14 protein-coding genes, 2 tRNA genes and 3 rRNA genes are annotated in these 24,960 nt (G+C 57.2%); 6 read left to right on the top strand and 13 right to left on the bottom strand.

What is annotated here, in order from left to right:
• Positions 1–26: 26 nt before the first annotated feature.
• From rrf to msub_RS00350, 9 genes are all read right to left on the bottom strand, one after another.
• A 5S ribosomal RNA gene (gene rrf, locus msub_RS00385) occupies positions 27–141 on the bottom strand.
• A 96-nt stretch (positions 142–237) separates the two neighbouring features.
• Positions 238–3,129 (bottom strand): 23S ribosomal RNA (locus msub_RS00380).
• A gap of 318 nt (positions 3,130–3,447) precedes the next feature.
• Positions 3,448–3,523 (bottom strand) — tRNA-Ala (locus tag msub_RS00375).
• A 121-nt stretch (positions 3,524–3,644) separates the two neighbouring features.
• Positions 3,645–3,721: transfer RNA gene (locus msub_RS00370), tRNA-Ile, on the bottom strand.
• Positions 3,722–3,961: 240 nt separating this feature from the next.
• Positions 3,962–5,501: ribosomal RNA gene (locus tag msub_RS00365) — 16S ribosomal RNA — on the bottom strand.
• The 16S, 23S and 5S rRNA genes sit together here with 2 tRNA genes alongside, the layout of an rRNA operon.
• A gap of 411 nt (positions 5,502–5,912) precedes the next feature.
• Entirely contained in the window at positions 5,913–7,094 is a 1,182-nt protein-coding gene (gene purT, locus msub_RS00360; RefSeq protein WP_227506754.1) for a formate-dependent phosphoribosylglycinamide formyltransferase, read from the bottom strand.
• 25 nt (positions 7,095–7,119) lie between these two features.
• Positions 7,120–7,308, bottom strand: coding sequence for a DUF1289 domain-containing protein (locus msub_RS20860; RefSeq protein WP_082146367.1), 189 nt, complete (start codon positions 7,306–7,308; stop codon positions 7,120–7,122).
• On the bottom strand, positions 7,305–7,838 hold the full coding sequence (locus msub_RS00355) for a gamma carbonic anhydrase family protein (RefSeq protein ID WP_048494192.1): 534 nt from the start codon (positions 7,836–7,838) through the stop codon (positions 7,305–7,307). Before msub_RS00355 ends, msub_RS20860 begins: the two co-directional genes overlap by 4 nt.
• 1 nt (position 7,839) lies before the next feature.
• A complete protein-coding gene (locus tag msub_RS00350) occupies positions 7,840–8,427 on the bottom strand; it encodes an NUDIX hydrolase (RefSeq protein WP_048494191.1) in 588 nt (195 codons plus the stop codon).
• 98 nt (positions 8,428–8,525) lie between these two features.
• Between msub_RS00350 and msub_RS00345 the strand changes: the two genes are divergently transcribed.
• Positions 8,526–9,086: an NUDIX hydrolase gene (locus msub_RS00345; RefSeq protein WP_048494190.1), complete on the top strand. Its 561-nt coding sequence runs from the start codon at positions 8,526–8,528 to the stop codon at positions 9,084–9,086.
• 20 nt (positions 9,087–9,106) lie between these two features.
• Here the strand turns inward: msub_RS00345 and msub_RS00340 are convergent, their stop codons facing one another.
• Both msub_RS00340 and purL read right to left on the bottom strand, forming a co-directional pair.
• On the bottom strand, positions 9,107–9,418 hold the full coding sequence (locus tag msub_RS00340) for a Nif3-like dinuclear metal center hexameric protein (protein ID WP_048494189.1): 312 nt from the start codon (positions 9,416–9,418) through the stop codon (positions 9,107–9,109).
• A 415-nt stretch (positions 9,419–9,833) separates the two neighbouring features.
• On the bottom strand, positions 9,834–13,739 hold the full coding sequence (gene purL, locus msub_RS00335) for a phosphoribosylformylglycinamidine synthase (RefSeq protein ID WP_048494188.1): 3,906 nt from the start codon (positions 13,737–13,739) through the stop codon (positions 9,834–9,836).
• Positions 13,740–14,026: 287 nt separating this feature from the next.
• Here purL and mltF point away from each other — a divergent pair, with 287 nt between their 5' ends.
• Positions 14,027–15,535: a membrane-bound lytic murein transglycosylase MltF gene (mltF, locus tag msub_RS00330; RefSeq protein ID WP_048494187.1), complete on the top strand. Its 1,509-nt coding sequence runs from the start codon at positions 14,027–14,029 to the stop codon at positions 15,533–15,535.
• Positions 15,536–15,538: 3 nt separating this feature from the next.
• Here mltF and msub_RS00325 read toward each other — a convergent pair whose 3' ends face one another.
• Positions 15,539–16,036 carry a regulatory protein RecX gene (locus tag msub_RS00325; protein WP_048494186.1) on the bottom strand — a complete coding sequence of 166 codons (498 nt, stop codon included), beginning with the start codon at positions 16,034–16,036 and terminating at the stop codon, positions 15,539–15,541.
• Between the two features lie 174 nt (positions 16,037–16,210).
• Here msub_RS00325 and msub_RS00320 point away from each other — a divergent pair, with 174 nt between their 5' ends.
• Positions 16,211–18,676, top strand: coding sequence for a DUF349 domain-containing protein (locus tag msub_RS00320; RefSeq protein ID WP_048494185.1), 2,466 nt, complete (start codon positions 16,211–16,213; stop codon positions 18,674–18,676).
• A gap of 13 nt (positions 18,677–18,689) precedes the next feature.
• Here msub_RS00320 and msub_RS00315 read toward each other — a convergent pair whose 3' ends face one another.
• Positions 18,690–18,953 (bottom strand): late competence development ComFB family protein, encoded by a 264-nt coding sequence (locus tag msub_RS00315; protein WP_048494184.1) that lies wholly within the window; start codon positions 18,951–18,953, stop codon positions 18,690–18,692.
• A 188-nt stretch (positions 18,954–19,141) separates the two neighbouring features.
• Between msub_RS00315 and msub_RS00310 the strand changes: the two genes are divergently transcribed.
• The 3 genes from msub_RS00310 to msub_RS00300 all read left to right on the top strand — a co-directional run bounded on the left by msub_RS00310 (position 19,142) and on the right by msub_RS00300 (position 24,953).
• Positions 19,142–20,350, top strand: a complete 1,209-nt coding sequence (locus msub_RS00310) for an acetyl-CoA C-acetyltransferase (protein ID WP_048494183.1) — start codon at positions 19,142–19,144, stop codon at positions 20,348–20,350.
• A gap of 29 nt (positions 20,351–20,379) precedes the next feature.
• Entirely contained in the window at positions 20,380–22,530 is a 2,151-nt protein-coding gene (locus msub_RS00305; protein WP_048494182.1) for a 3-hydroxyacyl-CoA dehydrogenase NAD-binding domain-containing protein, read from the top strand.
• A 239-nt stretch (positions 22,531–22,769) separates the two neighbouring features.
• Positions 22,770–24,953, top strand: coding sequence for a carboxy terminal-processing peptidase (locus tag msub_RS00300; protein ID WP_048494181.1), 2,184 nt, complete (start codon positions 22,770–22,772; stop codon positions 24,951–24,953).
• The last annotated feature ends 7 nt before the right edge of the window (positions 24,954–24,960 follow it).

The following is a 24,960-nucleotide window of genomic DNA, read 5'->3' as shown; positions in this document are numbered from 1 at the left end:
GGATACTGGGGTTTAAGGCATTAGGCGCCTGACGATGACCTACTCTCACATGGGCAACGCCACACTACCATCGGCGCTGGTCTGTTTCACTTCTGAGTTCGGGATGGGATCAGGTGGTTCCAGACCGCTATGGTCGTCAGGCAAAACGGTTGATCACTGGGGGACGAGATGGAACGGTGTGATGTTGATTTCAGAGCTTTTGGCTCTTGCGTTATCCGCAATTGTCTTGGGTGTTATATAGTCAAGCCGCACGAGCAATTAGTATCGGTTAGCTCAACGCCTCGCAGCGCTTACACACCCGACCTATCAACGTCCTGGTCTTGAACGGCTCTTCAGGGCCCTCGAGGGGCCAGGGAGATCTCATCTTGGAAGGGGCTTCCCGCTTAGATGCTTTCAGCGGTTATCCTGTCCGAACATAGCTACCGGGCAATGCCACTGGCGTGACAACCCGAACACCAGAGGTTCGTCCACTCCGGTCCTCTCGTACTAGGAGCAGCTTTCCTCAAATCTCCAACGTCCACGGCAGATAGGGACCGAACTGTCTCACGACGTTCTAAACCCAGCTCGCGTACCACTTTAAATGGCGAACAGCCATACCCTTGGGACCGGCTTCAGCCCCAGGATGTGATGAGCCGACATCGAGGTGCCAAACACCGCCGTCGATGTGAACTCTTGGGCGGTATCAGCCTGTTATCCCCGGAGTACCTTTTATCCGTTGAGCGATGGCCCTTCCATACAGAACCACCGGATCACTATGACCTACTTTCGTACCTGCTCGACGTGTCTGTCTCGCAGTTAAGCGGGCTTGTGCCATTACACTAACCGCATGATGTCCGACCATGCTTAGCCCACCTTTGTGCTCCTCCGTTACGCTTTGGGAGGAGACCGCCCCAGTCAAACTACCCACCACACAGTGTCCTTATCCCCGATCAGGGGACGAAGTTAGAACCTCAAACAGGTCAGGCTGGTATTTCAAGGTTGGCTCCACGATGACTGGCGTCACCGCTTCAAAGCCTCCCAGCTATCCTACACAAACATGCTCAAAGTTCACTGTGAAGCTATAGTAAAGGTTCACGGGGTCTTTCCGTCTAGCCGCGGATACACCGCATCTTCACGGCGATTTCAATTTCACTGAGTCTCGGGTAGAGACAGCGCCCCCATCGTTACGCCATTCGTGCAGGTCGGAACTTACCCGACAAGGAATTTCGCTACCTTAGGACCGTTATAGTTACGGCCGCCGTTTACCGGGGCTTCGATCAAGAGCTTCGCGCAAGCGCTAACCCCATCAATTAACCTTCCGGCACCGGGCAGGCGTCACACCGTATACGTCCACTTTCGTGTTTGCACAGTGCTGTGTTTTTAATAAACAGTCGCAGGGGCCTGGTATCTTCGACCGGCTTCCGCTCCACCCGCAGGGGCTTCACGTAATACCGGCGTGCCTTCTCCCGAAGTTACGGCACCATTTTGCCTAGTTCCTTTACCCGAGTTCTCTCAAGCGCCTTGGTATTCTCTACCTGACCACCTGTGTCGGTTTGGGGTACGGTCTCGAATAGCCTGAAGCTTAGAAGATTTTCCTGGAAGCAGGGCATCAATGACTTCCCGCTCTAAGAGCAGTCGTCGTCGCGTCTCGGCATTGTGGGACCGGATTTGCCTAACCCCACTGCCTACATGCTTAAACCGGGACAACCGTCGCCCGGCTCACCTAGCCTTCTCCGTCTCTCCATCGCAGCTATCCAAGGTACGGGAATATTAACCCGTTTCCCATCGACTACACCTTTCGGTCTCGCCTTAGGGGCCGACTCACCCTGCGCCGATTAGCGTTGCGCAGGAACCCTTGGTCTTCCGGCGTGCGGGTTTTTCACCCGCATTGTCGTTACTCATGTCAGCATTCGCACTTCTGATACCTCCAGCAAGCTTCTCAACTCACCTTCGCAGGCTTACAGAACGCTCCCCTACCCCGCATACTATGTATGCAGCCGCAGCTTCGGTGACCAGTTTGAGCCCCGTTACATCTTCCGCGCAGGCCGACTCGACTAGTGAGCTATTACGCTTTCTTTAAAGGATGGCTGCTTCTAAGCCAACCTCCTAGCTGTCTGAGCCTTCCCACATCGTTTCCCACTTAACTGGTACTTGGGGACCTTAGCTGGCGGTCTGGGTTGTTTCCCTCTTCACGACGGACGTTAGCACCCGCCGTGTGTCTCCCGGATAGTACTCACAGGTATTCGGAGTTTGCATCGGGTTGGTAAGTCGGGATGACCCCCTAGCCGAAACAGTGCTCTACCCCCTGTGGTATTCGTCCGAGGCGCTACCTAAATAGCTTTCGGGGAGAACCAGCTATCTCCGGGCTTGATTAGCCTTTCACTCCGATCCACAAGTCATCCCCTGGCTTTTCAACGACAGTGGGTTCGGTCCTCCAGTTGATGTTACTCAACCTTCAACCTGCTCATGGATAGATCGCCCGGTTTCGGGTCTATGCCCAGCGACTAAATCGCCCTATTCAGACTCGGTTTCCCTACGGCTCCCCTAAACGGTTAACCTCGCCACTGAACATAAGTCGCTGACCCATTATACAAAAGGTACGCCGTCACGGAACAAGTCCGCTCCGACTGCTTGTACGCATACGGTTTCAGGATCTATTTCACTCCCCTCACAGGGGTTCTTTTCGCCTTTCCCTCACGGTACTGGTTCACTATCGGTCAGTCAGGAGTATTTAGCCTTGGAGGATGGTCCCCCCATGTTCAGACAGGATACCACGTGTCCCGTCCTACTCGATTTCACCAGACTCAGGTTTCGGATACGGGGCTATCACCCACTATGGCGGCACTTTCCAGAGCCTTCTCCTACCAGTTGTCCAGCTTAAGGGCTAGTCCCCGTTCGCTCGCCGCTACTTAGGGAATCTCGGTTGATTTCTTTTCCTCGGGGTACTTAGATGTTTCAGTTCCCCCGGTTCGCCTCTTACACCTATGTATTCAGTGCAAGATACCGACCCGAAAGTCGGTGGGTTTCCCCATTCAGAAATGCCCGGATCACAGCTTGTTTGCCAGCTCCCCGAGCCTTATCGCAGGCTTCCACGTCTTTCATCGCCTCTGACTGCCAAGGCATCCACCGTATGCGCTTAGTTGCTTGACTATATAACCCCAAGACAACTGTGTTCCAACTATCAACCACCTGGTAACCCAGGGCGTCAATAAGTGGAGACAGTTCCTTGAAGCGATATAACAACCACTTCAACGACAACACCGGATAACGCTTGAAATCGTTATCACTCTGATCAATGAATTCCGGAGATAATGGAATCCATCAATCGTGTTCTATCTCGTCCAATTTGTTAAAGAGCAAATCTGACCCAGTGATCAGAAAGGAAGGCTTCATCATCATGAAACATTCGTTTCTGTACACTGCTAACCGAAGTTAGTCAGTTATGTAAGCATCGATCGTTCAGGCTTTTGGTGGAGCCAGGCGGGATCGAACCGCCGACCTCCTGCGTGCAAGGCAGGCGCTCTCCCAGCTGAGCTATGGCCCCTCGATCTTCCACACAAGCCAGGCCGTTTAACCTAAGCTATAGAATTGTGTGGATCTAGGCGTGTCTGGGCGCCGCATAGCCTGCTATGCAAGTCCGGACACAACGACGAGCCACGCAATTCTGGTGGGTCTGGGTGGACTTGAACCACCGACCTCACCCTTATCAGGGGTGCGCTCTAACCACCTGAGCTACAGACCCAATTATCACTGCATCTTGCGCCACCTGAGCTGCGTTGCAGTCTTCGTTCACTCGGTCACGTACTTATGTACGCTCCCTCGCTCTCTCAGCCTGCGCCTTGTCAGCTGTCACAATCTACAGCGCTAATGCCTGCTTCACTTTAAAGCGTCGCAGCCATCGGGCCTGCAAAGACCCTTTTGCTCTCTTTATTAGCCAACCAAGTAATTCGTGTGGACTCTGACCGAAGCATTCGGCTTCGTTTAAGGAGGTGATCCAGCCGCAGGTTCCCCTACGGCTACCTTGTTACGACTTCACCCCAGTCATGAACCACACCGTGGTGATCGTCCTCCCGAAGGTTAGACTAACCACTTCTGGTGCAATCCACTCCCATGGTGTGACGGGCGGTGTGTACAAGGCCCGGGAACGTATTCACCGTGACATTCTGATTCACGATTACTAGCGATTCCGACTTCACGCAGTCGAGTTGCAGACTGCGATCCGGACTACGACGCGTTTTGTGAGATTGGCTCCCCCTCGCGGGTTTGCAGCCCTCTGTGCGCGCCATTGTAGCACGTGTGTAGCCCTGGCCGTAAGGGCCATGATGACCTGACGTCATCCCCACCTTCCTCCGGTTTGTCACCGGCAGTCTCCCTAGAGTTCTCAGCCGAACTGCTAGCAACTAGGGATAGGGGTTGCGCTCGTTACGGGACTTAACCCAACATCTCACGACACGAGCTGACGACGGCCATGCAGCACCTGTGTCAGAGTTCCCGAAGGCACCAATCCATCTCTGGAAAGTTCTCTGCATGTCAAGGCCAGGTAAGGTTCTTCGCGTTGCGTCGAATTAAACCACATGCTCCACCGCTTGTGCGGGCCCCCGTCAATTCATTTGAGTTTTAACCTTGCGGCCGTACTCCCCAGGCGGTCAACTTAGTGCGTTAGCTGCGCCACTAAGACTTCAAGAGTCCCAACGGCTAGTTGACATCGTTTACGGCGTGGACTACCAGGGTATCTAATCCTGTTTGCTCCCCACGCTTTCGCACCTCAGTGTCAGTGTTGGTCCAGGTAGCCGCCTTCGCCACTGGTGTTCCTTCCTATATCTACGCATTTCACCGCTACACAGGAAATTCCACTACCCTCTACCACACTCTAGCCTGACAGTTCGAAATGCCGTTCCCAGGTTAAGCCCGGGGCTTTCACATCTCGCTTATCAAACCACCTACGCGCGCTTTACGCCCAGTAATTCCGATTAACGCTTGCACCCTCCGTATTACCGCGGCTGCTGGCACGGAGTTAGCCGGTGCTTCTTCTGTGAGTAACGTCAATCCTCCAGAGTATTAATCTGAAAGCCTTCCTCCTCACTGAAAGTGCTTTACAACCCGAAAGCCTTCTTCACACACGCGGCATGGCTGGATCAGGGTTGCCCCCATTGTCCAATATTCCCCACTGCTGCCTCCCGTAGGAGTTCGGGCCGTGTCTCAGTCCCGATGTGGCTGATCATCCTCTCAGACCAGCTACGGATCGTCGCCTTGGTAGGCCTTTACCCCACCAACTAGCTAATCCGACATAGGCACATCCAATAGCGCAAGGTCCGAAGATCCCCTGCTTTCCCCCGAAGGGCGTACGCGGTATTAATCCGGGTTTCCCCGGGCTATCCCCCACTACTGGGCAGTTTCCTATGCATTACTCACCCGTCCGCCGCTCGTCAGCGGGGTGCAAGCACCCCCTGTTACCGCTCGACTTGCATGTGTTAAGCCTGCCGCCAGCGTTCAATCTGAGCCATGATCAAACTCTTCAGTTTAAATCATACAAGAATCCGAAGATCCTCTATTCTTGCTCAAGACAAAACTCAATTTCGACGAGTCACTGTCCTGATATTTCGTATCCGAAATACCTCGGCCAGCGCCCACACGAATTACTTGGTTAACTTTTTAAAGAGCGTTTGAGCCGTTGCTCAATCAAGGTGGCGTATTCTACATCCTTCCGCCGCCTTGTCAACCGTTTATTTCGAAGATTTTCTGCTGCAAATTTTCGAATACTTTCAAACAGTTGCCTTCCGAATCCGGAGCCGACTCAGTGGCCTGCCCCTCGAAAGAGATGCGCATTCTACAGACCTGCGCCGGGGTGTCAACGGTTCACTTTAACTTTTTTTTCAGAACAACCAAAACTGCCAAAATGCGCCCACCATAAATCCAGTCAGCAGAAGCAGAAGTCAAACCTCAACCTTCACGGCACCCGCGGCACGACGGGCTTTCTCACGCGCCTGCTCGATCGAGACCCCTGTTGCCAGTGCCACACCCATGCGGCGCCGACCCTTGAGCTCCGGTTTGCCGAACAGGCGTAGCTGGGTGTCCGGCTCTGCAAGAGCCTCTTCCAGCCCGGAGTACGCCACCTCTGATGATTCACCTTCTGGAAGAATAACCGCAGACGCCGAGGGGCCATTCTGCCGGATCGACGGAATGGGCAAACCGAGTATGGCCCGGGCGTGAAGCGCGAACTCCGAGATGTCCTGGGAAACAAGCGTTACCAGGCCCGTATCATGGGGGCGTGGGGAAACCTCTGAGAACCAGACATTATCGCCCTTAACAAATAGCTCAACCCCATAAATGCCATAGCCACCCAGGTTCTCGACCACGGCACGGGCAATTTCTGCCGAGCGGTCAAAGGCCAGGGGCGCCATTGCCTGAGGCTGCCAGGATTCGCGGTAATCCCCTTCTTCCTGCCGGTGACCTATGGGCTCACAGAAAGAAACGCCACCCCGGTGCTTTACCGTGAGCAAAGTGATCTCATAATCAAAATCCACAAACCCCTCTACGATCACCCTGCCCTTGCCGGCACGACCACCGGACTGGGCATACTCCCACGCCGCCTCAATATCGCTTTCTGCCTTGACAGTACTCTGCCCCTTTCCGGAGGAACTCATAACCGGCTTCACCACCAGTGGCAACCCGACCTCCTTTACAGCGGCCAGGTACTCTTCACGTGTTCCGGCGAACCGATAAGGAGAGGTCGGCAACCCCAGTTCTTCCGCAGCAAGACGTCGGATACCTTCACGGTTCATAGTAAGGTTGACCGCCCTGGCTGTCGGAATCACGCGATACCCCTCTTCCTCAAGCTTGACCAGCTCAGGCGTTGCGATGGCTTCGATTTCGGGGACGATGAGATCCGGCTTTTCCTGCTCAATAATGCGGCGCAGGGCTTGCCCGTCCAGCATGTCGAGAACATGGCTTCGATGGGCAACCTGCATAGCCGGCGCATCAGCGTAGCGATCGACCGCGATTACCTCGACGCCATAACGCTGCAACTCGATGACCACTTCCTTGCCAAGTTCGCCAGAGCCGCAAAAGAGAACCCTGAACGCGTTACCTTTCAGAGGAGTACCAATTCGCACAATGTCAGTCATTATCTATAAGCGCCTTTTAACTCTGAATCAGCGATTTCTTTTCACGCTCCGCGACCTTCCGGAGCACGTCCCGCCTTTCCTCATTATTCATTCGGGCCCATCGGGTAATTTCATCACCACTTCGATGACAGCCCACGCAAACATCGTCATCATCCAGAGCGCAAATGCTTACACAAGGAGAGCGCACCTTGTCAGCCCTGCTCACCTTTCCGGCTCCCAGGGTTTCAGCTCCCTGCGGTAACGGGCGGCATTCTCCACGTAATGCTGCGCGCTCATTTCCAGCATCTTCTGCTGGTTGTCGTTCAGTTGCCGCTTGATCTTGCCGGGCGAGCCGATAACCATCGAGCCATCCGGTATCTCCATACCCTCCGGGATCAGCGCGTTGGCACCAATAAGGCAATGCTTGCCAATCTTCGCGCCGTTGAGAACCACTGCATTGATGCCAATCAGCGAATAGTCACCAATCTCACAGCCGTGCAGCATCACTTTGTGGCCAACGGTGACCCCCCGCCCCAATGTCAGAGGTATGCCCGGGTCGGTGTGCAGAACCGCACCGTCCTGAACATTGGATTCCGGCCCGATCGTAATCAACTCGTTATCACCCCGGATAACCGCATTGAACCACACGCTGGAATTTTCAAAGAGGCGGACGCGGCCGATCACCGAGGCATTCTCAGCGACAAACTGCCCCTCTCCCTCGAACTCGGGCACTCGGTCGTTAAGCTGGTAAAACATGTCAGCCTCCTTCAGGCGGCTCAAGCAAGTCAATTCCGGCACCATAAACAGCGTTCAGGAAATCCACCAGAACCACCGCGGATAGCCCCCAAATCTGGTATCGCTCCCAGCGATAGCATGGCACGTAAAAGGTATGGTCCAGAAAGTAAAGAGCATCCGTTCTTTCCCGCCGATCTTCAAGAAAAAACGAGAGTGGCACCCGAAATATGCTTTCAATCTCGTAAGGATTAGCCTCCAGAGGATGATCCCCGGGAATGACACCCACGTAGGGCGTTACCAGAATACCGTGACGGGACATAACCTGGCTGAGCGGTGCAATAATCTGCACCTGATCCGGTGGCAGACCAATCTCTTCGTGGGTCTCCCGCAGCGCCGTGGCCGCCAGCGAAGGATCGCCAGGGTCACGTTTTCCGCCCGGATACGCAACCTGTCCCCGATGAGTGCTCAAATTTTCCGACCTGAGCGTAAAAATCATTTCCGGGTTACGGTGATCGTCCGTTATGGGTACTAATATACCGGCTTCCGGATAGTCCAGCGCTAATTGCCGGGGGGCATAGCCGGCGAGGCGCTCGGCGAGTAAATCACGCAAATTTTGTCTCCATGGTACATCCTGATGCCGGATGAGACAGAGCCAGCCTGGATCGTTAAACTGACTAAATACACCAATTCCAGTAAACGGGGAAAATCATGAAGTACTGCAGCACCTGCGGCCATCCGGTTGAACAACGCATCCCCGAAGGTGATAACCGCCACCGCTATGTCTGTGTCAGCTGCGAAACCATACATTACCAGAATCCGCGCATTGTCGCCGGCACGGTTCCGGTCTGGGGCGGCAAAATACTCCTGTGCCGACGGGCAATTGAGCCGCGTTATGGCTATTGGACACTCCCTGCCGGATTTATGGAGAACGCCGAGACCACTGTTGAAGCCGCTGAACGTGAAACTCTTGAGGAAGCCCTCGCCGAGGTAAACATCGAAGGCCTCTACTCTATCATCGACGTTCCGCACATTAACCAGGTGCACATGTTCTATCGGGCGACCCTCAAGGACGGGCAGTTCGGTGCCGGTGAGGAGTCTCTTGAAAGCAAACTGTTCGGGTTTGACGAGATTCCCTGGGACGAGATCTCCTTCCCGACCGTAAGGCGCACTCTTGAACTTTTCCTTGAGGACGCGAGAAACGAATCCTTCGGCGTTCATGTCAGCGACATTCGTCATTCGATGTCAGCCGCCCGGGCCAAAACCGACTGAGGGGGTTTCCGCGCAGGGCGCTAGAACTCTTCCAGCCGATAGATTTCGTAGGCGGGCTCTTCATACGGGTGAGCCCGTTTAAGCGCCGCAAGCGCATCCCGGATGAAGTCGTCCTCGCAAACCAACTCCACCTTGTACTCATCGACCGTTTCAACCTCCCCCGCTTTGCCAAGGAAAGGATCGCTTCCTTCCAGCGGGCGAAACTGGCCTCTGCCGAGGCACTGCCAGGCACAACTGTCGTAATCGCCAATGCGACCGGCCCCGGCATCAAACAATGCCTGCTTGGTTGCCCCAACATGAGTTTCCGGAACGAAATAACACATCTTGTACATCGAAAACCCTCCTCCTGATCGGATATTTTTTGTACAGATTAATAGCTTAGACACTTACCCACAGAATCTGTGGATAACTCTGGGGAAAGTTTTTGGGAACACGCCCCCGAACCCCGTAATCACTGCACTCTTGTCAAATTGGCGACAAATTCACCTGATTCATTTATTCTTTAATAATCAGAACCTTACGATTCATGCGCAAAAATTGAACCGAACTCCCGTGCTTTGTTCACAGAACACACAACACGGCACCAGAAATGTGCATAAGAATACTGAGTCAAGGGATTTTTTCCGATTTCCCGGCTTTTTCCCCTTGAAAAAATGCTCAGAACAGGGCTTCAAACAAAAAAGCCGGCTTTGATGTCAGCGCCCATAATGAGTGCATCCAAAGCCGGCTTGAATTTGGGACGGTTGATCAGCCGAACCAGCGCCTCGCATTTCGGAACATGCGAATCCACGAACCGTCTTCCTGCCACTCCGACGGATGCCAGGAGTGCTGTACCGCCCTGAAAACCCGCTCGGGGTGGGGCATCATAATGGTGACACGGCCATCGCGGCTGGTGACGCCGGTAATACCCGCCTCTGACCCGTTCGGGTTGTATGGGTAACGAATGGTCGCCTCACCCCGGTTATCGACAAAACGCAGGGCCACCAGTTCATTTTCAGCCAACCCCGCGGCTGACGTGCCACCGGCAAACTCAACTCTGCCCTCACCATGGGCGACTGCAACCGGCATCCTCGAACCGGCCATACCGTCCATGAAGGCCGACGGCGACGGCATAACTTCGACCATCGCCAGGCGCGCCTCGAACTGTTCTGACTGGTTGCGCACAAATCGCGGCCAGTCTTCGCTACCGGGAATCAGCTCGTGCAGGTTTGACAGCATCTGGCAGCCATTACAGACGCCAAGGGCCAGGGTGTCCTGCCGGTTGAAGAAACCAGCGAACTGGTCCCGCACCCGGTCGCTGAACAGAATGGACTTTGCCCAGCCTTCACCAGCACCGAGAACATCACCGTATGAGAAGCCACCGCAGGCAACGAGGCTGTTGAAGCCCTCCAGGGTTACACGTCCTGAGAGCAGATCGCTCATGTGCACATCCACAGACTCAAAGCCGGCGCGATCAAAGGCCGCAGCCATTTCCACCTGCCCGTTCACCCCCTGCTCACGGAGAACGGCCACCTTCGGACGTGCGCCCTTGTTAATGTACGGCGCAGCTACGTCCTCATTGATATCGTAGGACAGGTCGACATGAAGCCCCGGATCTTCAGCATCCAGCAGGTTATCGAACTCCTCCCGGGCGCAGTCGGCATTGTCGCGCAGGGACTGGATACGATAGCTCGTCTCGGCCCAGAGGCGCTGCAATTCAACCCGGGCCTCATCCACCACTGTCGAGCCTTCAAAGGTCAGGCGCAGGCGATCGCTGTTGTTGGGGCTACCAATAACGCTGATGGAATCCCCAAGCCCGGCTGCCGAGAACTGCTGCAGAACAAAGCCAGTGTCGTCGCGGCGAACCTGAATAACGGCGCCCAGCTCTTCGTTGAACAGCTCCCGTGCAAACTGGGTACGGTCTTCTGCCAGTCCATCCAGCTTGATATCAACACCGGAACGGCCTGCAAAACACATTTCCGCCAGGGTAACGAACAAGCCCCCGTCCGACCGGTCGTGGTACGCCAGCAGTTTGTCGTCCGCATTGAGCCCCTGGATAACGGCGAAGAAGGCCTTGATATCCTCCGGATCATCCAGATCAGGCGCCACAGCGCCTACGGCGCGGTAGACCTGAGCCAGCGCCGAGCCTCCCAGTCGGTTCTGGCCCGCTGCCAGATCCACCAGAATAAGATCGGTCTCACCAACATCCTTTTTCAGTTGTGGGGTCAGCGTTTTCGCAACATCAGTGACCGGTGCAAAACCGCTGACAATCAGCGAAAGTGGCGCAGTAACGCTTTTCTGCTCGCCATTGTCTTCTTCCCACATGGTCTTCATGGACATGGAGTCCTTGCCCACCGGGATTGTAATGCCCAGTTCCGGGCAGAGTTCCATGCCCACCGCCCGAACTGTTTCGTAGAGGTTTTCGTCTTCGCCCGGGTGGCCAGCCGCGGCCATCCAGTTGGCGGACAACCGAATGTCGGAAAGCCGGGCAATAGGTGCCGCGGCCATATTGGTAATGACCTCCCCCACCGCCATACGGCCAGAGGCCGGCGCATCAATGGTGGCAACCGGGGTACGCTCACCCATCGCCATGGCTTCGCCGGTGCGGACATCGAATGAACTGGCAGTGACTGCCACATCTGCAACGGGCACCTGCCAGGGCCCCACCATCTGATCGCGGGCAACAAGGCCCGTGATGGTGCGGTCGCCAATGGTGATCAGGAAGCTCTTGGAGCCCACCGACGGCAGGCGAAGGACTCGGCGAATAGCATCGTGCAGGTCAATCTTCGTGGAGTCGAATACCGGCTTGGTGAACGACGCACGGTTGATGCTCCGGTGCATGCGTGGCGGCTTGCCGAACAGCACTTCCATGGGAATATCAACGGGTTTATCGTCAAAATAGGAGTCACCGAGCTCAAGGTAGTGGGCTTCCGTGGCCTCGCCGATCACCGAATACGGGCAGCGCTCACGCCGACAAAGGTCGTCGAACAACTCCATATTCTCCGGAGCCACCGCCATAACGTAACGCTCCTGGGATTCGTTACACCAGATCTCCAGGGGCGACATGCCCGGTTCGTCACTGGGAATGTCGCGCAGTTCGAACTTGCCGCCACGACCGCCGTCTTTCACCAGTTCCGGCATGGCATTGGACAGGCCGCCGGCGCCGACATCATGAATAAACGCGATGGGATTCCTTGCACCCATCTGCCAGCAACGATCAATAACCTCCTGGCAGCGGCGCTCCATTTCGGGGTTGTCACGCTGCACCGAGGCGAAATCCAGATTCTCGTTACTTGAGCCGGAATCCATCGACGAGGCTGCACCGCCGCCAAGACCGATGAGCATCGACGGCCCGCCCAGAACGATGAGCTTGGCACCGACCGGTATGTTGCCCTTCTCCACATGCTCTTCGCGAATATTGCCGAGACCACCGGCAATCATGATCGGCTTGTGGTACCCGCGCACTTCCTCACCGGCAGCCCCGGGCACCTTATCTTCAAAGGTGCGGAAATAGCCGGCCAGATTGGGACGGCCAAATTCGTTGTTGAACGCAGCGCCACCAATAGGCCCTTCAATCATGATATCCAGGGCCGAGGCAATCCGCTCTGGCTTGCCATAGTTGATTTCCCACGGCTGGGGATCATCGGGCAGGTTCAGGTTGGAGACCGTAAAGCCGGTCAGGCCGGCCTTGGGCTTGGAGCCACGGCCCGTCGCCCCTTCATCCCGAATTTCACCGCCGGAGCCCGTCGCCGCGCCAGCCGCCGGCGCGATGGCCGTCGGGTGGTTGTGGGTCTCCACCTTCATCAGAATGTGGATTTCTTCTTGGTTGTAGCCGTAAACCCCGGTTTCCGGGTCCGGGAAGAAACGGCCACCACGGCTGCCCCTTATGACCGAAGCATTATCCTTGTACGCAGAGAGGACACCTTCGCTGTTCATTTCATAGGTGTTGCGGATCATGGCGAACAGCGATTTTTCCTGGCCTTCACCGTCAATATCCCACGACGCGTTGAAAATCTTGTGCCGACAGTGTTCGGAGTTCGCCTGGGCGAACATCATCAGTTCGACGTCGGTCGGATCCCGCGCCAGATCCGTGAAGGATTTGACCAGGTAGTCGATTTCGTCTTCCGCGAGCGCCAGCCCCAGGCGTGAGTTCGCCTCTACCAGCGCATCCCGACCACCCGCCAATACCGGAACCCGGCCAAGAAGCCGGGGCTCGTCATGGCTGAACAGCAATTCTGCGCCACCCATTTCGTGGAACACTTTCTGGGTCATACGGTCGTGCAGCAAGGCCGCGATTTTCTCCCGCTGCTCAAGACCCAGCTTGCGGCGCGACCGAACGTAGTAAGCCGTACCTCGCTCTATCCGGTGAATCTGCCGAAGCCCGCAGTTCCGGGCGATATCGGTCGCCTTGCTGGACCAGGGAGAAAGCGTGCCCGGGCGTGGCACCACCAGGAACAGCACACCATCGGGCTCTTCGACGGGAACACTGGGCCCATAAGTCAGAAGCCGGTCGAGTATGGCCTGTTCGGATTCGGAGAGGTCGGCCTCCAGATCAACGAAGTGCATGAACTCGGCGTAGACATGCTCGATTTCAGGCAGGATGTCCTGAATCCGGGAGTGCAGTTTGCGTGAGCGGAATGGCGAAAGCGCGGGCGCGCCGCGAAGTTCAAGCATGATATCAACCTGTATCGCGCGAAACGGGGAAGACCGGGTGCAATTCTGAAAGGCCGCCATGATACTCGAAAGCGGGGTCAGGATACAGCGCTGAGAACGTTAATCCCGGACTGTACAATTGACATTGTTTTGCATATTAATTAACCAGATTGATTGACCAGCCACCCGACACAAAGGATCATTGGGAGGGCGGAACGGAATCCCACTTTCAAGATAAAAAAGGATACGGAAGCACAAAGGCGCCGTAACCAGATGATCCAGCTGTAACGGAGACCAGGGATTTGTCCATGTTTAGTACTGCGATAGCAGGCGCATCCGCCAGGACGCTTCTTCTCTTTGGTGTTGCCCTCATCATTACCGGTTGCTCACAGCCCTCCACTCTTCAAGAGATTCGTGAAGAAGGGGTTCTGCATGTTATTACCCGGGTCGCCCCCTCTATCTATATTGAGGAAGAGGACGGGCCGACCGGCTACGACTACGAGCTGGCGAAACTCTTTGCCGAAGAGCTGGGGGTGAAGCTGAACGTGCGGGTTGCCGACGACAATACCGAAATTCTCTCGGTGCTGAGGAAAAACTATGCCCATATCGGGATGGCGGGCCTGTCCAGCCAGACCGCACTTGCCGGCGAATATCATACGGTTCCGACAGGCATCACTGCCCAGTCGGTGCTGATCTACAACCGTGACGTTGAGAGCCCGGAATCCCTGGCGGATCTTGCCGGCCGAACGGTTCACGTGGTTGCAGACAGCAATCATGAGCAACGCCTGGCCCGGATCCAGCCGGACTTCCCGGAACTTCAGTGGCAGGTCCACCCCGGCCTGGACGCCGCCGGCGTTCTGAACCGTGTTCAGAGCGGTGAATTTCGGTACGCGGTCATTTCATCCAATGTGCTTGAAATGAACCAGGTGTTCTACCCCATGGTAAAAGCAGCCTTCGCCATCGGCCCTGTCAGCGAGCTGGCCTGGTTTTTCCCGGCCGCACAGGACAAATCACTGGCCAATGCCGCCGCAAAGTTTCTGGCGAAGCTCCGTAAAGAAGGCGCACTGGCCCAGATTTCGGAACGCTTTTACGGCCACCTGGACCAACTGAACTATGTGGGCGCGCGCACGTTCATGCACCACGTAGATAACAGATTGCCCAAATACGAGCCGCTGTTCCGGGAATACGCCAGGGAATATAACATTGACTGGCGCCTCCTCGCCGCCATGGGTTACCAGGAATCCCACTGGCGCCCCAACGCCGTATCGCCCACCGGTGTGCGCGGCCTGATGATGCTGACCCGCAACACCGCCAGCCACATCGGAATCAATAACCGGCTGGATGCCGAGGAGAGCATTCAGGGCGGCGCCAAGTACTTCAGAATCGTTCACGAAAAGATCCCGGAGCGCATTCCGGAACCTGACCGGAGCTGGTTTGCCCTGGCATCCTACAACGTGGGCTTCGGGCATCTGGAAGACGCACGGCGCCTGACTGAGAGTGCCGGAAAAGACCCCGACCGGTGGATGGACGTCAAGGAATTTCTGCCCCTGCTTGCCGAGAAGGAGTGGTATACCAAAACCCGCTTCGGTTACGCGCGGGGCAATGAGCCGGTCGCTTATGTCCAGAATATCCGGCGCTACTACGATGTGCTGGCGCGCCTTCACGAACCGAGCCCCGAGCCTCCCGAGAAAAAACCGCAGTTCGTGCAACTGGATGGCCAAAAGGACAAAGGTGCCCAGCCGAAGGGCTCGCGCCCTGGCTCCGAACTCAGGGCCGCCCTGCCACCGGAACTGGGGATGATTCCCCCTACGTTGTAACCGTCAAGCTTGGTCAGCGTCTACAGACGGCCAGGGTGACCGGGCCTCAAGCGCACACTCCACCTGACTGGCAGAAAATCCCCGCCGGTACAGGAACCTTGCCTGGCGCATTTTCTCATCCCAGTCCTCACTGAGATCCGCCAGGCCAAACCGCTTATCCCTGAGACCGATGGCCCTCTGGCACCAGCCCTCCTCCGTAATTTCATCAAGGCACTCCGGGCAACGGTGAACCCCTCGCTGCTGAAGCTCGCCGAGAATTCGCAAAGGCCCGTAGCCCAGATCCAGCCTCTGGCGCGCATAGACATCGGCAAAGCGGTTATCGTCAAGCCAGCCCTCGTTCTCATAGTCGTCGAGCACCGTCTCAATAATAGCTCCCGGGACTTTCCTCTGGCGGAGTTTCAGGCTCAGTTCCAAGCGGCTGTGCTCGCGTCTGGCCAGCAGCCTGAGGGCCGTTGCCCGGGCCTTGTATTCCTGATCATCCTGATTTTTCTGTTTTGCCATACAGACCCTTTCCGCATACGCATACAAAACGCTAGACTAGCCGCGAATTCCATCAGCTGACCAGCCAGCCTGGCCAGCGAAACTACCCGGCATCCACTCCAGGAGGCCGATGGCCGGTGGCGGCTCAACTGTGCCCGACACCGTGAACTGGTTTCAACACCAAAGGATACTCTTATGGCCGCGTTCATCCAGAAACTGTTCAGATCCCGCAAGACAACCGCTGCCCCTCAGAAAGGTCAAAAAGCTCCCCAACCTTCCCCCATTGAGCAGGAAGACACCCGGGCGGGCCAAAGAGAGGAGCAGCTCAGAACGCTGGCGGGCTCGCCGTCACAGGATGTGCTGGCAAAGCTGGCAATTGATGGCACAACGGCCGAGATCCGACAAGGCGCTGCCAGCCTGCTGACCGACGAAAGCACTCTGCAACAGGTTCAGAAGCAGGCCAAGGGCAGAGACAAAGGGGTTTATCAGACTGTCAAGCTGGCGCTCCAGAAACAGAGGGACGAACAGGCCCGCCAGGAAGGCATTGCCCAGACCATCGCCAGCCTGATCCGCCACGCTCAGGATCAGGCACGAAGTGACGACACCAAACTCTATGAAGCCCGGCTGGAGGCCTTGCTCAAGCAATGGTCGGGGGTGGAAACGCACACAACTCCTGAACAGGCGCAGGCGTTCCTTGAGGCGGCTCATCGGTGCAGGGAGAGAATTACCGCTATCCAGACGGCTGCCGAGACGGAAAAACGTCAGCGCGAGCAGTCATTGCAGCGCCGGGAAACCCTGAACATGCTGACCGGTACCCTGGACGATCTCAGGGCGCAAGCACCGGAGGCCCTGCCCTCCATTGCATCCCTGGATGCCTTGCAGAAGACCCAGGAAAACCGCTGGCTCGAAGCAACCCGGGATACCAGCGTAGACAAACAGGAGCAGAAATCCTACGAGACCGCCATGCTTGCCCTGCGCAATTACCTGAACGCGGTCAGGCGCATCAGCCAGGAGCGAGGCGCCATTGACGAACTCGGTGCCGTTCTGGATAGCCATGATGAGGCCTCCGACGAGCAGCGTGCCCGGGCCAAAACCCTGATCCAGGAAATTAACTGGCCGGAAGGCTATCCCGCCCCGGCCCTGCTGGAGCCGCTACGAAAGCTGGCCGGAAAGCGTAAGCCCCGCGTTGAAGCTCCGGAAGACCAGGAAAAACAGAAAGCCCTTGCGACACGCCTGCAATCCGACCTGCAACAGCTGGAACAGGCACTTGAGGCAAAGCAGCTTAAAGAATCGAAGCAACTGTTCAAGACCGCCCAACAGCACCTCCGGGATCTTGACCATCGCCACGGCAAACCCTTCCAGGCACGGATGCAGCTACTGACCGGGCAACTCAGAGAGCTCACCGACTGGCAGGGCTTTGCCACCGAGCCGAAGCAGGTTGCCCTGTGTGAACAGATGGAATACCTGGCCGACCAGCCCATGGACCCGGAAGCCAAGGCCGACCGAATCAAGGAACTGCAGAACGCGTGGCGCGATCTGGGCGGATCGTCCGACCGAAACCTCTGGTCCCGCTTCAAGGCCGCTTCGGACAAAGCTTATGAACCCTGCAAGGCGTACTTCTCCGCCAAATCCGGCCTGAAACAGGCCAACCTGGAGAAACGAGCTGCCATTTGCGAACAGTTGGAAACCTTCCTGGACAACGCCGACTGGTCTTCCATCGACTGGAAAGCCGCCGAACGGATTCACCAGACCGCCCGCCAGGAATGGAAGGAAGCCTGGCCGGTGGAGTTCCGCGACAACCGGGCCGTCCAGAAGCGATTCGATGAGCTGCTCAAGAGACTGCAAGCACCGCTGGATGAGGAGCGCCGGAAAAACGAAAGCCTGAAGCAGGCGATTGTCGATAAAGCCCAGGCACTGGTGGATCACGAACCGCTGCAGGAGGCGATGAATCAGGCCAAGGCACTGCAATCCGACTGGCAAGCCATCGGAATTACCCGCCACCGGGAAGACCGGAAACTCTGGCAGGCCTTCCGCAAGGCCTGCGACCGGATCTTCGCCCGCCGTGATGCCGAGCGCTCAGAGCAGCAGCTGGCCTCCCGGGCCGCGGACGAATCCGCGCAGGCAGTCCTGGCGCAATCGTCCGGGGTCACCGGCAACAGTGACGAGCAGTCGGTAATCACAGCGCTGGCAAGCCTGCGGGACATCGATGCCTCGGCCCTGTCGAAAAATCTCAGGGAGCATGTCCAGCAGGAAAAGCAGCGGCTCAACCAGACCCTCTCCGGTCTGCAGCTGCGGGCGAAAATGGCATCCTGGCAGTCGCTGGTGCTGGCAGCGGCAACCGGCGAAGTCTCGGATGACCAGGCACCGGAGCACTGGCAGCCGTTGGCCGAAGCCTCTGAGATCGGTGATCCGACGGAGCTGGTCATCCGCGCAGAAATCCTGTGCGGCGTTCCATCACCGGATTCGGACCAGCAACGGCGCATGGAGATCCAGGTCCAGCGCCTGGCCGATGGCATGGGCTCCGCGGACAACGGTAGCGATCAACTGCAGGATGTGGAAAAGCTGGTCGCCAACTGGTGCCTGGGCGAAGCCGGCCAGTCTGCTAACCGAGACCTGGCTGAACGTCTGAACAACGCGCTTTCAAACCTGAACCAGCCCTGAAAGATTCAGCGGGTCACTCCCGCTGATGCCCTCTGACGAAACCCCTGGCGTCCTTCACGGCGGCCAGGGATTTCTGCTTCATCTCCTTCAATTCTTCATCCCCCAGATAGAACATCATATCGATGGAGTGGCGGTAATAACGCGTGGGCAGGCGGTTCAGGGCCACACACATCACATCGGTGAGAAAATCTGCGGTGTCGGCCTCCTCCCGGGTCGCGTCGATCGCATCCACCACCAGTCGCTCGTAGAAATTGTCGATTGCATCTCGCAGAGACATGGCTCGCGCCTCCTGAATTCGTCTGCGGTTTCTATCACCATAGAAGTCACCCGTCCGCTTGTCATGGTTCATGAGCAATTTTGCCAATGCGATTGGCAGCCAGCGTCATTACCCGCCGCTGCTGCAACCGGCTATGGTTGAGTCATTGATCAGACAATCCAGAAAGCAACATCACCAGAGGACAGGCAATGACCACCGAAGCGTATATCTTCGATGCAGTCCGCACGCCGAGAGGGCGCGGGAAAAAAGACGGATCACTCCACAGTGTCAAACCTATTACACTCCTGACCACCGTGCTCAATGCCCTGCAAAAAAGGAACAGCCTGGACACAGCTCAGGTGGATGACATTGTGATGGGCTGTGTGACGGCAGTGGGCGACCAGGGCGCTGATATTGCAAAGACGGCGGCACTGGCCGCTGACTGGGATGAAACGGTAGCGGGTGTCACTCTTAACCGCTTCTGCGCCTCGGGCCTGGAGGCCGTCAACCTGGCGGCCATGAAAGTACGGTCCGGCTGGGAAGACATGGTCGTAGCCGGCGGCGTGGAGGCCATGTCCCGGGTTCCGATGGGCTCGGACGGCGGGGCCTGGGCGACCGATCCACAGACCAACCTGCACACCGGCTTTATGCCCCAGGGGATCGGCGCGGATCTGATCGCCACGCTTGAGGGCTTCAGTCGCGAGGATGTTGATGCCTTCGCGGTGAGATCCCAGCAAAAGGCCGCCAACGCCTGGCAAAACGGCCACTTCGGAAAGTCCATTATCCCCGTCACTGACCAGAACGGCGTGGTGATTCTTGACCGTGACGAGCATGTGCGCGGCAACACCACCGTCGAATCCCTGTCTGGCCTCAAACCCTCGTTCCAGATGATGGGCGAGATGGGCTTCGACGGCGTGGCCCGGGAAAAGTACCACTACGTGGAAAAGATCAACCATGTACACCATGCCGGCAATTCCTCCGGCATTGTGGATGGGGCCACCGCCATGCTGATTGGCAGCGACGCCAAGGGCAAGGCCATGGGCCTGACACCGCGCGCCCGCATTGTCGCCACGGCAGTCACCAGCACCGACCCGACCATCATGCTGACCGGTCCTGCGCCGGCCGCGCGCAAGGCGTTGGAAAAAGCGGGCATGACCGCCGACCAGATTGACCTGTTTGAAGTGAACGAAGCCTTCGCCTCCGTGGTGATGCGCTTCCAGCGGGAGCTTTCGGTTCCCGATGAAAAAGTGAACGTGAACGGCGGCGCCATCGCCATGGGCCACCCGCTGGGTGCCACCGGTGCCATGATCCTCGGCACCCTGCTGGATGAGCTGGAGCGCCGCGAATTGCGCTTCGGCCTGGCTACCCTGTGCGTGGGTGGCGGCATGGGCATTGCCACCATTATCGAGCGCGTCTGACCCCGTCCACTTTTCAAGGAGAACCGATTATGAGCGCCATCCGTTACGAACTGGGTTCAGACCAGATCCTGACCCTCACCATCGACATGCCCGGCCAGTCCGCCAACACCATGAATGCCGCTTTCCGGGAAGCCCTCTCGGAAACCGCCGCAAAGGTCAAAGGCGACCTGGACAGTATACGGGGCGTGATCATTGCGTCAGCCAAGAAGACCTTCTTCGCCGGCGGCGATCTGAACGAGCTGCACAAGGTTAGCCGGGAGGATGCCCAGACCTTTGAAGACATGGTCAACAGCCTGAAAGCCGACATGCGCTTTCTCGAGACCAGCGGCAAACCGGTAGTTGCCGCCATTAACGGCTCTGCCCTGGGCGGCGGGCTTGAGATCGCCCTGGCCTGTCACCACCGCATCGCCATTGACGACGACAGCATTCAACTGGGCCTGCCGGAAGTGACACTGGGCCTGCTGCCCGGCGGTGGCGGCACCCAGCGACTGCCCCGGATGATTGGCCTGGAGGCCGCCTTCCCGTTCCTGATGGAGGGCAAGAAGGTAAATCCGAAAGCCGCCCTCAAGGCCGGCATCGTTGACGAGCTGGCAGATTCTGCCGACGACCTGATTACCAGGGCCCGGGCATTCATTGACGCCAACCCCAAATGCCAGCAGCCCTGGGACCAGAAGGGCTTCAAATTCCCCGGCGGCGCGCCTCACCATCCCGCCATGGCCCAGAAGCTGGCCATCGCCCCAGCCATGCTGAAGCAGAAAACCAGAGGCTGCTATCCGGCGCCGGAGCGCATCCTCTCCGCCGCAGTCGAAGGTGCCCAGGTGGATTTCGACAACGGTAGCCTGATCGAAACCCGGTATTTTGCCGAACTGGTGATCGGCCCGGTCGCCAAGAACATGACCGGCACCTTCTGGTTCCAGTTGAACGCAATCAAGGCAGGCGGCAGCCGTCCCGACGGCGTTGAAAAAGAAACCTTCCGCAAGGTAGGTGTGCTGGGTGCCGGCATGATGGGCGCAGGCATTGCCTATTCCACGGCCACACGCGGTATCAACGTGGTGTTGAAAGACGTCTCCGTGGAAAATGCCGAGAAAGGCAAAAGCTACTCCGAGAAACTGTTGGCCAAGAGGGTCAGCCGTGGCCGGATGACCGAAGACCAAAAAGCAGAAATCCTGGGCCGCATCAAAGCCACGGATTCCGCGGACGATCTGGAAGGCTGCGATCTGGTTATCGAGGCGGTATTCGAAGACAGCGAGCTGAAGGCCACAGTAACCCGGGAGTCCGAGCCGAAACTCGCTGCCAACGGCATTTTTGCGTCTAACACTTCCACCATCCCCATTACCCAGCTTGCGGGCGCCTCGGCAAAACCTGAGAACTTCATCGGCCTGCATTTCTTCTCACCGGTGGATAAAATGCAACTGGTGGAAATCATTGTCGGTGAAAAAACCTCCAATGAAACCCTGGCACGCTCGTTCGATTACGTGCAGCAGATCGGCAAGATCCCCGTTGTGGTGAATGACAGCCGGGGCTTCTTTACCTCCCGGGTCTTCGGCACCTTTGTCAACGAAGGTATCTGCATGCTCGGGGAAGGCATTCACCCCTCCAGTATTGAAAACGCCGGGTTGCTCGCAGGCATGCCTGTGGGCCCGCTGGCCATTTCCGACGAAGTCAGCTTGACCCTCATGCAGCACATCCGGGACCAGAGCATGAAGGACACCGATGCCTCAGGCCGTAAATGGAACGCCCACCCGGCGGAAGCCGTAATTGATGCGATGGTTAACGAGCACGGCCGCAAGGGTAAAGCGGCAGGTGCAGGGTTCTATGATTACCCGGCCAACGGCAAGAAACACCTCTGGCCCGAGCTGGAAAAACGGTTTGTCGATGTCGACAGGGCCCGGAACGTTGAACTCCAGGAACTCAAAGATCGTATTTTGTTCATCCAGGCTATTGAAACGGTCCGCTGTCTCGAGGAAGGCGTGTTGCGCACGGTGGAAGACGCCAACATCGGCAGTATTTTTGGCATTGGCTACGCCCCGTGGACCGGGGGCGCTATACAATTTATTAACCAATATGGCGTGAGAGCGTTCACAGAACGGGCAACAGAACTTGCCCGCCTCTATGGTGAACGATTTACGCCACCCAGGCTGCTGCTGGAGAAAGCCGAGAGCAACTCGGTATTCGCCTGAAGGCATCACGCCGGGAGGCGCGACACTCCCTTCCGGCGCCCCCTTGCCCGTCATGCAGATTGCGACGACATGCAGTTTCCCGGTTACCAACCTGCCGGCTTCATGGACAGATTGTCACGAACCGATACTCGCTGCCTATGGCAACAGGTGTAGCGCTTGCCTACAATAAATCTATCGTTCACGGTCAGAAAAAGTGTCTCAGCCGTGCTTTTCTGCCCAACACCGTCAGGTATGCATGTATGACCATTGCGGAAAATATTATGGCCCGTCGCTCTCCGGTTCCGAACATCCGGGGCGGAGTATGCCGGGCAATCACCGTTGCCCTGTTGCTCTCGACGCCGCTTGGACTGCAAGCCAAGGTGGATCCAGCCTCGGTCTACGAGCCGGTGGCACCGACCATTGAGCAGGCACGGGCAAATATCCTGATTGCCCGTCAGCTGCAGTTCACCCATTTCCGGGATCTGAACATCAGCGATGAGCTGTCCGCTAACGTGTTTGAAGCCTATCTGGACTACCTCGACGGCCAGCGGATTTACCTGACCAAAGCGGACATTGAAAAGTTCGACCAGATCAAGGGCCAGTTGGGTTCAGCCCTGAAAACCGGCCAGTTACAGCCCGGGTTCGATATCTATAACCTGGTCCAGCAGCGAGTCATTGAACGGCTGAAGTTTGCCATTGGTGTTATCGAGAATGGCATCGACAAGCTCGATTTCACTGAGAACGAAAGCATTCTGGTCGACCGTTCGGAAGCCGACTGGGTAGCCGATTCCAAGGCCCTGGATGAACTCTGGCGCAAGCGCATCAAGAATGCCGTCCTGGCACAGCGACTGAGTGGTACCAAGGACGAGGCGATTGCAGATACCCTGCTCCGCCGTTACGAAGGGCAGCTTAAGCGCGCCTACCAGGCCCGGAGCGAGGATGCGTTTCAGGCCTATATGAACGCATTTACCGGTATGTGGGATCCGCACACCTCGTATTTCTCGCCGCGTACCTCCGAGAACTTCAACATCAACATGAGCCTTTCCCTGGAGGGGATCGGTGCGGTTCTCCAGTCCGATAACGAATACACCAAGGTCGTCCGGCTGGTACCCGGCGGCCCGGCCTCCAAGCAGGGTGAACTGCAACCTGCGGATCGGATTGTGTCAGTGGCTCAGGAAGGCGAAAAGCCCGTGAACGTGATCGGCTGGCGCCTTGACGAAGTTGTGGACCTGATCCGCGGCCCACGTAACTCGAGCGTCACCCTCGAAGTGATTCCGGCGACGGCCTCCGATGAAACCATGACCGAAACCATCGCCATCACCCGCGATGAGGTAAAGCTGGAAGAACAGAGCGCCAGCAAGGACACCCTGCATCTGCAGCGGGGCGGCAAGGAATACACCATCGGTGTCATTACCATTCCGACTTTCTATGCGGATTTCCAGGCCATGCAGGCCGGTGACCCCAACTACAAGAGCACAACCCGCGACGTCCGCGAACTGATTACGCAACTGAAAGCCGAAGGTGTCGACGGACTGGTGATCGACCTGCGCAATAATGGTGGCGGCGCTCTGCATGAGGCCAATGACATGGTCGGCCTGTTCATTGACAAGGGCCCGACCGTGCAGATCCGCAACGCCAACAATGACGTTCAGGTGCTGGTTGACGAGGATCCCTCCGTCGCCTACGCCGGCCCGCTGGTGGTTCTCACCAACCGGATGAGCGCCTCGGCGTCAGAGATTTTCGCAGGGGCCATTCAGGACTATGGCCGCGGGCTGGTGGTCGGATCGCAGACCTTCGGCAAGGGCACGGTTCAGGCCGTTCGCCCGTTGAATCATGGTCAGCTCAAAATCACCCAATCGAAGTTCTACCGGGTATCCGGCGGTTCAACCCAGCACAAGGGCGTGATTCCCGATATCGAGATTCCCTCCCGCATCGACAAGACCCGCATCGGTGAGGACGCGCTCGAGCATGCCCTGCCCTGGGATCAGATCGAGGCGGTGCCCCACACCCGGTACTACGATTTCAGCAGCATCATTGATGAACTCCGGCAGCGCCATGACCAGCGTTTTGCCACCAGCCCTGAATTCAGCCTGCTGCAGAAGGAAATTGACTTCCTGACCAAACAGCGTGCCACAGACAGAGTCAGCCTGAATCTGAATGAGCGTCGGGAAGAGTACGAACAGATCGAACGCACGCGCCTGGCGATTGCCAATGCCCGGCGCGAGCTCGACGGGAAGCCGCCGTTCGAGTCACTTGAGGCGCTTGAAGACTGGCAGGATCAGCAAGCCGCGGATCTGGCCTCGACCGACGACGAGGTGGATTTCATTATTCGCGAGGGCGGCCAGATCATGGCGGACATGCTCGACCTGAATAGCCGCATGGCATCTATCCTGACCCCACAGCAACTGGCTGCACAGACGCCCGCAGTCACCTCCAGCCCCTAGAAAAAGG

The organism is Marinobacter subterrani, from assembly GCF_001045555.1.
GTDB lineage: Bacteria > Pseudomonadota > Gammaproteobacteria > Pseudomonadales > Oleiphilaceae > Marinobacter > Marinobacter subterrani.
This window is presented reverse-complemented; position numbering and strand designations above follow the sequence as displayed.